We start from the raw sequence: 11,868 nt of genomic DNA on the forward strand, positions 1-11,868 counted from the left end.
GGAATTCGAAAATGCAAGACGTCGTCATTGTTGCCGCCACGCGTACCGCGATCGGCAGTTTCCAGGGATCCCTGGCCACCGTCTCCGCCGTGGATCTGGGCGCAGCGGTCATCCGCCAGTTGCTTGAGCAGACTGGACTGGACGGTGCTCAGGTCGATGAAGTGATCATGGGCCAGGTGCTGACCGCCGGCGCCGGCCAGAACCCGGCACGCCAGTCGGCGATCAAGGCCGGCCTGCCCCACGCCGTTCCCGCCATGACCTTGAACAAGGTCTGTGGCTCGGGCCTCAAGGCCTTGCATCTTGGTGCCCAGGCGATCCGTTGCGGCGATGCTGACGTGATCATCGCCGGCGGTCAGGAAAACATGAGCCTGGCCAACTACGTCATGCCCGGCGCGCGCACCGGCCTGCGCATGGGTCACGCGCAAATCGTCGACACCATGATCAGCGATGGCCTGTGGGATGCGTTCAATGATTACCACATGGGCATCACTGCCGAGAACCTGGTCGAGAAATACGAGATCAGCCGCGAGCAGCAGGACGCCTTCGCTGCCGCATCGCAACAGAAAGCCGCCGCGGCCATCGAGGCCGGTCGTTTTGTCGATGAAATCACCCCAATCCTGATCCCGCAGCGCAAAGGCGATCCGGTGGCGTTCAAGGTTGACGAACAGCCACGCGGCGACACTACCGCTGAATCCCTGGCCAAACTGCGTCCAGCGTTCAAGAAGGACGGCAGCGTCACCGCCGGCAACGCTTCGTCGCTGAACGACGGCGCCGCCGCGGTCATTCTGATGAGCGCCGAAAAAGCCAAGGCCCTGGGCCTGCCGGTGCTGGCGAAAATCGCCGCCTACGCCAACGCGGGCGTCGACCCGGCCATCATGGGCATCGGCCCTGTGTCCGCCACTCGCCGCTGCCTGGACAAGGCCGGCTGGAACATCGGCCAACTGGATCTGATCGAAGCCAACGAAGCCTTCGCCGCGCAATCCCTGGCGGTGGCAAAGGATCTGCAATGGGATCTGGACAAGGTCAACGTCAACGGCGGCGCCATCGCCCTCGGCCATCCGATCGGTGCATCAGGCTGCCGTGTGCTGGTAACCCTGCTGCACGAAATGATCAAACGTGATGCGAAAAAGGGTCTCGCGACCCTGTGCATCGGCGGCGGTCAAGGCGTGGCGCTGGCACTGGAACGCGCTTAAGCGCAAAAGAGGTTCAACAGCGGGTGGCGGATCCACGACATCCACTGCCCGTTGGCAACAAACCCGGTACGGCTCACGTCGCACCGGGTATTTTTTGCCTGCGCCGAAAGGTCACTCGACCAGTTGCAGAATCAGCCAGGCATTGGCGCCGCTGATCACCACAAACAATCCCCACGCGAGAGCCTTGGTCGGCAACCGGTTCACAAACGGCCCCATCAGTTGTTTGTCGTTGGTCATGCGAATCAGCGGGTACAGCGCAAACGGCAACTGCAGGCTCAACACCACCTGACTCAACACCAGCAACTTGCCCACCGCGCCGTCGCCCATCAGCCACACGCCGATGAATGCCGGAATCAGCGCCAGCCCACGGGTGATCAGGCGCCGTTGCCAGCAGGGAATCCGCAGGTTCAGATAACCTTCCATGATCACCTGCCCGGCGATGGTGCCGGTGAAGGTCGAACTCTGCCCCGACGCCAGCAGCGCCACGCCGAACAGCACACTGGCCAGCGCGCCGCCCACCAGCGGATCGAGCAAGTGATAGGCGTCCTGGATGTCCACCACGTCGGAATGCCCGGTTTGATGGAAGGCTGCCGCTGCGAGAATCAGGATCGCCGCGTTGACCAGCAACGCCAGCGCCAATGAGCCGATGGTATCGATGCGCGCCAGGTTCACCGCGTCCTGCTTACTCGCCAAATCCTGGCCGATCAGCCGCGTTTGTACGATCGAAGTGTGCAAGTACAAGTTGTGCGGCATCACCGTGGCGCCGAGGATGCCGATGGCCAGGTACAACGGTGCTGCATCACTGATCGCCGACAGCGAAGGTTTGAAACCTTGAGCGACGTCCGGCCAGTACGGTTTGATCAGAAGCAGTTCGACGAAGAAGCACACGCCGATGGTGCCCACCAGTACCAGCATGATCGCTTCCAGCCTGCGGAAACCGCGGTTTTGCAGGGCCAGCACCAGCAATGTATCGAATGCGGTCAGGGCGATGCCGAATGTCAGCGAACAACCCAGCAACAGGTGAAACGCCAGTGCGCAGCCGAGCACTTCCGCAAGGTCGGTGGCAATGATCGAGATTTCCGCCAATACCCATTGCAGCCGCGCCGTCGGGGTGCTGTAGCGTTCGCGGGACAACTGCGCCAGGTCGCGCCCGGTGGCGATGCCCAGCCGCGAACACAGGCATTGCACGACCATGCCCGCCAGACTCGCCAGCAACACCATGAACAGCAGGCTGTAACCGAAGCGTGAACCGGCCTCGATGGCGGTGGCCCAGTTGCCCGGGTCCATGTAGCCGATCGACACCAGCAAACCGGGGCCGGCAAAACGCAGCACGCGTTTGAAGAACGAGGCATTCGGGTCCACCAGGACACTGCCGGCCACTTCCGGCGGGCAGAACGGCGCAGTGGCGATTTTGGGTAAGCTGAATTTCACGCACACATCCAGAAACAAGTCGAAAGGCGCAGCTTAGACGTTTCAGTCGGCGTGCCCAAGAGCAGACGTGCTGCGTTCAGGGATTGGCAGTACCCAGCAATTGCTGGCGCAATTCGGGGCTGCGCGTGCGCGGGTCGAGCCAGATGTCGAAAAACGCCCGGGCGAACAGCGGATCGTCGATCTCGTGCTGCAACTGCTGACCGACGAAGAACCGCGCCCCCTGACCCGGCAGATACACCCCGGTGATCCGCGTGCCGGCCTGAACATCGACGAACGATTGCTGCATCTGCGCTTGCCACACGGCCAGTTGTGCCGGGCTGATGGAGGATCCGGCCAGGCGTTTGATCTCATCGACGCTGGCCTGCACCAGATCTTCACGGGACACGTTGCGCCGGTAGATCAATTCCAGGGCGAAGGGCTGACCATCGGCCAGCGGACGCGCGGCACTCCACAGCCGAGCGTTATAAATGTCGAAACCGAACACGCTGAAATCCCCGGTACCGATGATCTGCGCGCCGGGCACTGCGTCCTGCCAACTGGCCCAGGTCGGCGTCAGCAGTAGCGCCCACAAGCCGATTCCGCAGCATCCACGTAACACCTTCGGTGTTCTGCTCATCGCGGCATCGACTCCGGTAAACCCTGATAGTCAGAGCATAGTCGGCGATCACGCCCGGCACTTTGTATACATTTATTGCATGCATTTGCAGCAATCCATTAACGACAGTGCTAACGTGGCCCTCATTGATCCGATGGAGAGACCTGCGTGCTGATCCTCAAACTGCTGCTGATTCCCGGTTTCCTGCTGTTGATTTCCCTGGCCGGCAAGCGTTGGGGCCCCAGCGTCGCCGGGTGGCTGTCGGGGTTGCCAGTGGTGGTCGGGCCGATTCTGTTTTTCCTCGCCATCGAGCAAGGGCCCGCGTTTGCCGCGCAATCGGCGGTCGCGGCGCTATCGGCCATGTTTGCGATGATCGCGTTTTGCGTCACCTATGCGCAGGTGGCGCAGCGGGCGAACTGGCCGCTGGCATTGGTAGTTTCTTTATCGGTCTGGGCCGTGCTGGCGCTGATTCTGTCGCTGATTCCGGCGTCTTTACTCTTCTCGGTCGCCGCCGCTGCGACTGCCCTTCTCGCCGCGCCTTACCTGTTTCCCAAGGTTCAACCGGTGGTGAGTGGCCCGGCGCCGAAGTCGGACAAACTGGTGTGGCGGATGATCGCCGGGGCCGCATTGACGCTGGTGGTGACCATGCTGGCCAGCACCGTCGGCGAGCGCTGGAGCGGTCTGCTCGCGGTGTTCCCGGTGCTCGGCAGCGTGATGGCGGTGTTTTCCCAGCAGACCCGTGGCCCGGCGTTTACCGCTGCGTTGTTGCGGGCGACGGCGACGGGGATGTATTCGTTTTCGGCGTTTTGTCTGGTGCTGGCGCTGACCGTTCCAGGTCTGGGTTTCGGCGGTTTCGTGGTGGCGGTGGCCGTTTCGGTGGCGATGCTGGGCGTCACCCGGCAGTTGCTGGCCAAACCGGCGCCTGCGCCATCAGCAAACTGACCCCGCCCGGACAAACCGCTCTGGAGTGCCAGGTGTGCTCCGTGGGATGATCGCCGCCCAAGCGCGACCATCCCTCGGAGATTCGAATGTCATTGCTTAGCAAGAAAGCCGTCGTCCTGTTGCTGGCGGCGGTGGCCGGTTTCGGCGCCATCAATGCTCAGGCAGCCAAAGCCAAAGAAAAGGCTGTCACCGAGAAAGTCTCGATGCTCGACGGCAAGTTCAGTTTTGCCCTGCCCAAGGGCTTTGTCGGCGATCCGTTGCCAGCCGGGCCGACCGGTGCCAAGGGCACCATGTACAGCAACGACGCCACCAAGACTGTGGTCATCGTCGCCGAAAACCAGATTCCCGAAGGCAAAAACGTCAAGGACAACGACAGTGCGTTCCTCGACGGCACCGTCTCAGATTTCATCGACGCTCAGCGCAAGGCGCTGCCTGACTTCAACAAGCTGAGCGAAAAGAGCCTGACCCAGAAAGGTAATGGCCTGGGCCTGCGTCAGGTCGACAGCACCGCCACCCAGGGCGGCGGCCAGACTCTCAACACCACGCTGCTGGCCGGTTCCGGCACGCGCATGGCACTGGTCCAGGTGATTTCCCGGGCCAGCGACAAGAGCGGTCACGAGGCGCTGGTGAAAACCATCCTCAAGGAAAAGTGATTTTCAGGGATTGAGTTGCTGCAACCAGTCGTTCAAATCCCGAAGTTCGGCCGCGCTGATGCTGTGGCCGACGCCGGGATAGGCATGAAATTGCGGTTTGTACGACAGCTTCTGCAACAACGTATCGGCCTCGGTGCCACCGCTGTAAGGCACACGATCATCCGCCGTGCCGTGGCCGATGAAGATCTCCAGCGGCGGATGCTGTTGCTCTGACTTCAGCTCGCCCTTAAGCACCGGCAACACCCGCCCGCTCAACGCGGCAATGCCACCCACTGCCGCCGGCTGCCGCAGTCCAACCTCGTAAGTCATCATCGCGCCCTGGCTGAAACCGATCAGGTACACCTTCTCCGGTTGCGCGTGATATTTCTGCGCCGCTGCGGCGATAAAAGCCCGCAGTTTCTGGCTGCTGGCCTTCAGATCATCGGTCTCGCCGTTGTAGGCCCCTTCGCCTTTCTTGCGAAACCATTGGAAACGCCCTTCTCCCAACGCCATCGGTGCCTGCACAGACAGGTAGTTGTACTGCTTGGGCAGCTGAAATTTCATACCGATCAGATCGGCCTCGTTACTGCCATAGCCATGCAGGAACACCACTAGCGGACGCTGTTCGGCATCCGGATGAACCTGGGCCAGGTAGTTGAGCGGCAGATCGGTTTGCAGCGAGGTTTGAGCATGGACAGCGCTGGACGCCAGCAGGGTCAACAGAGCAAACACCTTCAACATAAGCCTTCCTTCACACAGTGCAGGGTTCGGGGCAGAGCCTAACACTGTGATCCAGAAGATGGGGGCGTCAGTCGTTGATCAACTTGCCCGCCCGAATCGGCTCGCGCCCCGCCACTTTCGCCTGCCAGGTGCCCGGCTGGGTGTAGCGTCCACGATCGATGGCAAACAACACGCCGCTGGTGCCGGCGCGCACGGTGGTCACGCGGTCCTGCAACGGATCGACCACTTCGAACAACGCATCACCGCGCTCCACCCATTCACCGGCATTGCGCAGGAAACTCACCACGCCATGGTGCGGGGCGAACAGGTATTCGGTGCCTTCGAACGGCATACCTTCGCAGCATTCGTCCGGCGCCTTCGGCCATTCGCCGCTGATGAAGCCTTGCTCGGCCAAAAAGCCCAGGATCGCCTCGCAATTGGCCTGAGCCTGATCGACGCGGGTGTCGCCCATGCTGCCCAGTTCCAGGGTGGTGGCGAGGTTGGCCGGCGGGATAGCCGCCTCCGGGAACATCCGCGCCAGACGCAACCATGGAGTGGAGCACGATTCATCGAACGAACTGCCGCCGGAGTCTTCACACAACAGCGCCACTCCAGCCTTCAAGCGCGCGGCCAGGGATTGCCACTGCGGCCAGTGTTGCGGCAGCGCATAAATGTGAATCGCGGCATCGAAATCGCAATGCAGATCGAGGGTGATATCGGCCTCACAGGCGTGGCGCAGCAACAGACGGTGCAGCGCTTCCAGTTGCGAGGCAGGGGCTGGCAGCTCGTCGAGGATTTGGCCCATGGTCTGGCGGATCAACGCAATGTTGGCCTGGGCATCACCGCCCAACTGCTCGCCGATACGCTCGGCCACCGGCGCGCTGAGTTCGACGAAGGAGCGGTTGAAGTTCTTGCCGCTGCCCAGCTCGAAGCGCCCCATGTGGCTGCCTTGCAGATGCTGATCGAGGCCGATCGGGTTGGCCACCGGCACCAGTTCGATCACACCTTGCAACTGGCCGTTGGATTCCAGCTCGGCAAGGCGTTTCTTCAGTTCCCACGCAGTGCGCATGCCCGGCAGTTCATCGGCGTGCAGGCTGGCCTGGATGTAGACCTTGCGCGGGCCGGCGCCGTAACGGAAGACGCTGAGGGAACGTTCGCTGCCCAGGTGGCTCCAGGGCAGAACATGATCGATGCGTTGCATGGGAACTCCGGAAATTTTGTAGTCGCTGCTGCACAGTGACTGCATTGAAAATGTGCTGACAGGATAAATCACGGGCGAAAAAAAAGTGGCCACCGCGTCAACGGGGCCACTTTTTTCTACGGCGTATTAATGGCCGTACACGTCAAAGTCGAAGTACTTGTCCTGCACTTGCTTGTACTTGCCGTTGGCGCGGATTTCATTGATGGCGGTATTGAATTTCTCCGCCAGCTCGGTATCGCCTTTACGCACGGCAATACCGGCGCCACCGCCGAAGTACTTGGCGTCTTCGTAGGTCGGACCGACGAACTCAAAGCCTTTGCCGGCGTCGGTTTTCAGGAAGCCGTCGCTCAGGTTGACCGAGTCGGCCAGCATCGCGTCGATACGACCGGACACCATGTCCAGGTTGGCTTCCTGCTGCGAGCCGTAACGCACCAGTTCGATCCCGGCCGGCACCAGCACTTCGGTGGCGTAGCGGTCGTGGGTACTGGCACGCAGCACGCCGACTTTCTTGCCTTTGAGCTCTGTCAGCGGGTCTTTCACGCCGGAGCCTGCCTTCATCACGAAGCGCGCCGGGGTGTGGTAGTACTTGATGGTGAAATCGACGTTTTTCTTGCGGTCGTCAGTGATGGTCATCGAGGACAGGATCGCGTCGATCTTCTTCACTTTCAGCGCCGGGATCAGGCCGTCGAACTCTTGCTCGACCCAGGTGCATTTGACTTTCATCTGCTCACACAGCGCATCGCCGATGTCCACGTCGAAACCAGCCAGTTTGCCATCAGGGGTTTTCATCGAGAATGGCGGGTAACCGGCTTCGATACCGATACGGATCGGTTTGGCGTCTTCGGCCACGGCGGTCAGGGACAACATCGACAGTGCCAGGGCACCGAACATAACCAGCTTTTTCATTTATTACTCCCGTGTGCGGAGGCTTTTATTGGCAGCTTTCGATTGTCAGGTTCGGCCTTGGGCTATGTAGCGCAAAGAAACCGAAGTGGCCGGCAGTCTATGGCGGCGCGCCCGGGGCAAATTGTTTTTAAGCGACAAATACTTACAGAAAATCGGCGAGTACCATCACGCGGGAAAAGTCTGCGCCAGAGCGGTGCAAGGGTTGTAGGACAAAGCCGACAAAAGCTGCCGCCGAAGCGGCAACCCTCTGGCTATCAGCAATCGCAAGCGATCGGCGCGGTGGCGACGCGCGGTGTGGCAACACTCAACTGGAAGCCTTCATCCAGCCACCCGGTCACCCCGCCGATCATCTCCTTGACCGGGTAACCCAGCGCCGCCAGTTTCACCGCCGCCTTGTTGGCGCCATTGCAGTGGGGACCAGCGCAATAAACCACGAAAAGCGTGTTTTTCGAGTAATCCACCAGCCCTTCCGCCGTCAGCAAACGCCCCGGAATATTGATCGCCCCCGGCACATGACCACGTTCGAAGGCCAGCGGCCCGCGCACATCGACCAGCACAAAATCGATCTCGCCAGCCTGTTGGCTACTGAAGACGTCGGAACAATCGGTTTCGAAGGTCAGACGGTTGCTGAAGTGCATCAGGGCAATCGCCGAAGGGGCGGCAGGAATTTCGCGAACCAGGCTGGGCATGTTGTGTTGCTCCTACGTCTGTGAAGGGATGAACAGACTTTATCGAGCCGCCGCTTGCCGCTACAGTGGCGCACAAGACACTCACCGGGGATTTTCCGCCAAATGCCTGATTCACCTGGATTGGTCGCGATTCTGGCCTACGACGGCCTCTGTACGTTCGAGTTCGGCATCGCCGTGGAGATCTTCGGCCTGGCCCGGCCGGAGTTCGATTTTCCGTGGTACCAGCACTGCATCGCCGCCGTCGATCAAGGCCCGATGCGCGCCATGGGCGGAATTCAGGTGCTGGCCGATGGCGGTCTGGAGCTGTTGGCGGAGGCGCGCACCATCATCATTCCCGGCTGGCGCGACCGCAGCGCGCCGGTGCCGGAGGCATTGCTCGAAGCCTTGCGTGATGCGCATTCACGCGGCGCCCGGTTGCTGTCGATCTGCTCGGGCGTCTTTGTGCTGGCAGCCAGCGGATTGCTCGACGGGCATGGCGCCACCACCCACTGGCGCTACGCCTCGGAGCTGGCCGAGCGCTTCCCGGCCATCGATGTCGATCCGGATGTGCTTTACGTCGATTCCGGCCAGTTGATCACCTCGGCTGGCAGTGCGGCCGGGATCGACGCCTGCCTGCATCTGGTGGCGCGGGACTTCGGCACTCAGGTGGCCAATTCGGTGGCGCGACGATTGGTAATGTCGCCGCAGCGCACCGGCGGTCAAGCGCAATTCATTCCCACACCGGTCAGCCCGACGCCGCGCAGCGACTTGTCGCGCGTGATGCAGTGGGCCCGCGAGCGCCTGCATGAGCCACTTGAAGTGCGCAATCTGGCCAGCGAAGCGGCGATGAGCGAACGCACCTTCCTGCGCAAATTTACCGAAGCCAGCGGCCAGTCACCCAAGGCCTGGCTGCAACACGAGCGTCTGGCCCGGGCCCGGGAATTGCTGGAAAGCACGCCACAGAACACCGAGCAGATCGCCCAGCGCTGCGGTTATCGTTCGGTGGAAAGCTTTCGCGTAGCGTTTCGCAGCGTGGTCGGCGTGCCGCCATCGGTGTATCGCGAGCGCTTTGGTCGTGAGATCAAGGCTTGCGCAACAGATAAGTGTCCATGATCCAGCCATGCTCGGCCCGCGCCGCCTTGCGCACCCGTTCGATCTCATCGGCAACATCACTGAGCTTGCCGCTGATGAGGATTTCATCCGGCGTGCCGAGGTAGGCACCCCAGTAAATCTCTGTCTCCTGATCCGCCACCTGATGGTAGGAATCTTCCGCGTCGAGCATCACCACCAGGCTGTCGGTATCACTCACCTGCCCCGCCGCCAGGCGTCGGCCGGTGGTGATTTCAATCGAGTGGCCGATGGTGTTCAACGGCACCTTGTGCTGCGCCGCCAGGGCCTGAACGCTGGTGATGCCGGGAATCACGTCGAATTCGAACGCGCATCGTCCTGAGGCCAGGATTGCCTGAAGGATGCGAATCGTACTGTCGTACAACGCCGGATCGCCCCACACCAGAAAACCGCCGCACTGTCCGTCAGCCAATTCGTCATTGATCAGGCGTTCGAAGGTTTGCTGCTTGGCGCGGTTCAGATCATCGACGCTGGCGTTGTAGTCCACATCGCCGCGTTCGCGCTCCGGGCTGTGGGCTTCGGCGAAACGGTAGGTACGATCGGTGATGTAGCGTTCGCAGATTTCGCGACGCAGGTCGATCAACTTGTCCTTGCTCTGGCCCTTGTCCATCAGGAAGAACACATCCACCTGATTCAGCGCCTTCACCGCCTGCATCGTGATGTAGTCGGGGTTGCCGGCGCCAATGCCGATGACCAGCAAGCGTTTCATGAACGGTCTCCTCCAGTATCGATGCCGGACACGCGTAGCCGCCAGCGTCCGAAGAAACTCAACTCGACCACCGCCAACGGCTCGATATCGATGCTGTGGAAGGCCTGGCCCTGCATGACCTGCATCAGCGCCGCACGAATGATGAACGGATGCGTGACGGCCACGACATGACCCGGCGTGGTTTGCAGGTTCGCCAGCCAAGCTGCCACTCGCTCGCCGAGTTGCACCACCGATTCCCCGCCGTGCGGCGCGGCGCCGGGATCTTCGAGCCAGGCTTGCAGGGCTTCCGGTTCATCTCGCTGCAGGTCTTTGATCGACTGCCCCTGCCAACGGCCCCAGTCGCAATCGCGCAGTGCTTCATCCACCTGGGCATCGTGACCGAACCATTCGGCGGTCTGGCGCGTGCGCAATTCCGGGCCGCAGATCAAATGCCGTGGGAACCCGAACCGAGCGGCCAGCGAGTCAGACGCTACAGCGCTTTCTTCAACAGCTTCGTTCGTAGGAAAACGCGCCAATTTTTGTGCGACGGTTCTGGCGTGACACATCAAGGTCAAACGGGTGGCTTGCACAATGAGTCACTCAGTCAGAAGGTAAAAAACACTCGGCAACATGCCGACAGGACGGCAATTGTGCCGTAAACCGGGCGGTTCCGGGGAAGCCCTTCAATCGCCCTGTCAAAACAAAGCGGCAATATCTGACGCAACAATGGGCAATGGACTACAAGATCAATCGATAGACGTGTAGCCCTTGTTACACGGGCATCTCGCCCCATTTTGGGGCTGAAATAATTGCCAGGAAAATTCACTAGACATGTAACGCCAGTTACATAAATACTGTTTTAAAGGATTGTGAAGCGAATTCAACACACCCATCCAGCAGGAGCCCGGATGCCCCCTCTCAGAGACCTGATTACTGATCCCGGCCTGGACCTTACGCCATCAGAGCGCAAAGTCGTCCGGGCCTTGCTCGATCAGTACCCGCGCAACGGGCTCGGCCCGATGGCGCGCCTGGCCGAGCACGCCGGCGTCAGCGATCCGACCATCGTGCGTCTGGTAAAAAAACTCGGTTTTGGCGGTTACGCCGAATTCCAGGACGCCCTCCTCAGCGACATGGATCATCGCCTGCGCTCGCCGCGCACGCTGTTGCAACCGCGTTCGAACCTGAATCAGGACGATGCCTGGAGCCACTATCTGGCCCACAGCCACAATTTGCTGGCGGAAACCCAGGCCCTGACCCAACCCGAAGACGTGCGGATACTGGCGCAGTGGCTGCTCGACACTCGCCATCAGGTTTACTGCTTCGGCGGGCGGTTCAGCAGCCTGATGGCCACTTACTTGCTCAATCATTTGCGTTTGCTGCGCCCCGGTTGCTTTGCGCTGGAGGACAACGCGCAATTGCCGGATCGTCTGTTCGACCTGCAACGCCAGGACGTGGTGCTGGTGTTCGACTATCGCCGCTACCAGACCCAGGCCCTGCGCGTGGCCACTGCGGCCAAGAACAACAACGCTCGCGTCGTACTGTTCACCGACATCTATGCCTCGCCACTGCGCGAGCTGGCCGACATGATCATCAGCGCTCCAGTGGAGTCGGCCTCGCCGTTCGACACCATGGTCCCGGCGCTGGCTCAGGTTGAAGCGCTGATCGCTTGCCTGACCCTGCGCAGCACGGACCTGGCCGATCGCCTGGAAGGCATCGATGCCCTGCGCAACGACTTCGACACCCATTTGCTGGAGGATAAATAAG

Annotated in this window: 13 protein-coding genes; 5 read left to right on the forward strand and 8 right to left on the reverse strand. The window is 61.1% G+C overall.

All coding sequences use genetic code 11. The features are described 5' to 3' along the window. The first annotated feature begins 11 nt into the window (after positions 1 to 11). Positions 12 to 1,193, forward strand: a complete 1,182-nt coding sequence (locus CAF87_RS22750) for an acetyl-CoA C-acetyltransferase (protein ID WP_085733159.1) — start codon at positions 12 to 14, stop codon at positions 1,191 to 1,193. A 111-nt stretch (positions 1,194 to 1,304) separates the two neighbouring features. On the opposite strand, the gene CAF87_RS22755 is transcribed toward CAF87_RS22750, so the two are convergent. Continuing rightward, a complete protein-coding gene (locus tag CAF87_RS22755) occupies positions 1,305 to 2,558 on the reverse strand; it encodes an Nramp family divalent metal transporter (RefSeq protein WP_371850989.1) in 1,254 nt (417 codons plus the stop codon). Positions 2,559 to 2,700: 142 nt separating this feature from the next. Next, the gene (locus tag CAF87_RS22760) at positions 2,701 to 3,240 is read right to left on the reverse strand and encodes a chalcone isomerase family protein (protein WP_085733161.1); all 540 of its coding nucleotides are present in this window, start codon (positions 3,238 to 3,240) and stop codon (positions 2,701 to 2,703) included. Between the two features lie 147 nt (positions 3,241 to 3,387). Here CAF87_RS22760 and CAF87_RS22765 point away from each other — a divergent pair, with 147 nt between their 5' ends. Both CAF87_RS22765 and CAF87_RS22770 read left to right on the forward strand, forming a co-directional pair. Further along, positions 3,388 to 4,161, forward strand: coding sequence for a hypothetical protein (locus CAF87_RS22765; RefSeq protein ID WP_085733162.1), 774 nt, complete (start codon positions 3,388 to 3,390; stop codon positions 4,159 to 4,161). Positions 4,162 to 4,247: 86 nt separating this feature from the next. Further along, positions 4,248 to 4,814, forward strand: coding sequence for a hypothetical protein (locus tag CAF87_RS22770; protein WP_085733163.1), 567 nt, complete (start codon positions 4,248 to 4,250; stop codon positions 4,812 to 4,814). A 3-nt stretch (positions 4,815 to 4,817) separates the two neighbouring features. On the opposite strand, the gene CAF87_RS22775 is transcribed toward CAF87_RS22770, so the two are convergent. The 4 genes from CAF87_RS22775 to CAF87_RS22790 all read right to left on the reverse strand — a co-directional run bounded on the left by CAF87_RS22775 (position 4,818) and on the right by CAF87_RS22790 (position 8,309). After that, positions 4,818 to 5,534 carry an alpha/beta hydrolase gene (locus CAF87_RS22775; protein WP_085733164.1) on the reverse strand — a complete coding sequence of 239 codons (717 nt, stop codon included), beginning with the start codon at positions 5,532 to 5,534 and terminating at the stop codon, positions 4,818 to 4,820. 67 nt (positions 5,535 to 5,601) lie between these two features. Continuing rightward, entirely contained in the window at positions 5,602 to 6,714 is a 1,113-nt protein-coding gene (locus CAF87_RS22780) for a M14 family metallopeptidase (RefSeq protein WP_085733165.1), read from the reverse strand. A 126-nt stretch (positions 6,715 to 6,840) separates the two neighbouring features. Continuing rightward, positions 6,841 to 7,620, reverse strand: a complete 780-nt coding sequence (locus CAF87_RS22785) for an ABC transporter substrate-binding protein (protein WP_011333505.1) — start codon at positions 7,618 to 7,620, stop codon at positions 6,841 to 6,843. 254 nt (positions 7,621 to 7,874) lie between these two features. Further along, positions 7,875 to 8,309, reverse strand: a complete 435-nt coding sequence (locus tag CAF87_RS22790) for a rhodanese-like domain-containing protein (protein WP_085733166.1) — start codon at positions 8,307 to 8,309, stop codon at positions 7,875 to 7,877. A 102-nt stretch (positions 8,310 to 8,411) separates the two neighbouring features. On the opposite strand from CAF87_RS22790, the gene ftrA reads away from it, so the two are divergent. Continuing rightward, entirely contained in the window at positions 8,412 to 9,401 is a 990-nt protein-coding gene (gene ftrA, locus CAF87_RS22795) for a transcriptional regulator FtrA (RefSeq protein ID WP_085733167.1), read from the forward strand. Here the strand turns inward: ftrA and cobF are convergent. Then, positions 9,370 to 10,125, reverse strand: a complete 756-nt coding sequence (gene cobF / locus CAF87_RS22800) for a precorrin-6A synthase (deacetylating) (RefSeq protein WP_085733168.1) — start codon at positions 10,123 to 10,125, stop codon at positions 9,370 to 9,372. The two genes, ftrA and cobF, sit on opposite strands and share 32 nt — an antisense overlap. Next, the gene (locus CAF87_RS22805; protein ID WP_085733169.1) at positions 10,122 to 10,694 is read right to left on the reverse strand and encodes a histidine phosphatase family protein; all 573 of its coding nucleotides are present in this window, start codon (positions 10,692 to 10,694) and stop codon (positions 10,122 to 10,124) included. The genes cobF and CAF87_RS22805 overlap by 4 nt, the downstream gene beginning before the upstream one ends. 318 nt (positions 10,695 to 11,012) lie before the next feature. Between CAF87_RS22805 and CAF87_RS22810 the strand changes: the two genes are divergently transcribed. Next, on the forward strand, positions 11,013 to 11,867 hold the full coding sequence (locus CAF87_RS22810) for a MurR/RpiR family transcriptional regulator (RefSeq protein ID WP_085733170.1): 855 nt from the start codon (positions 11,013 to 11,015) through the stop codon (positions 11,865 to 11,867). The last annotated feature ends 1 nt before the right edge of the window (position 11,868 follow it).

This window comes from Pseudomonas sp. R38(2017), from assembly GCF_002112395.1.
GTDB lineage: Bacteria > Pseudomonadota > Gammaproteobacteria > Pseudomonadales > Pseudomonadaceae > Aquipseudomonas.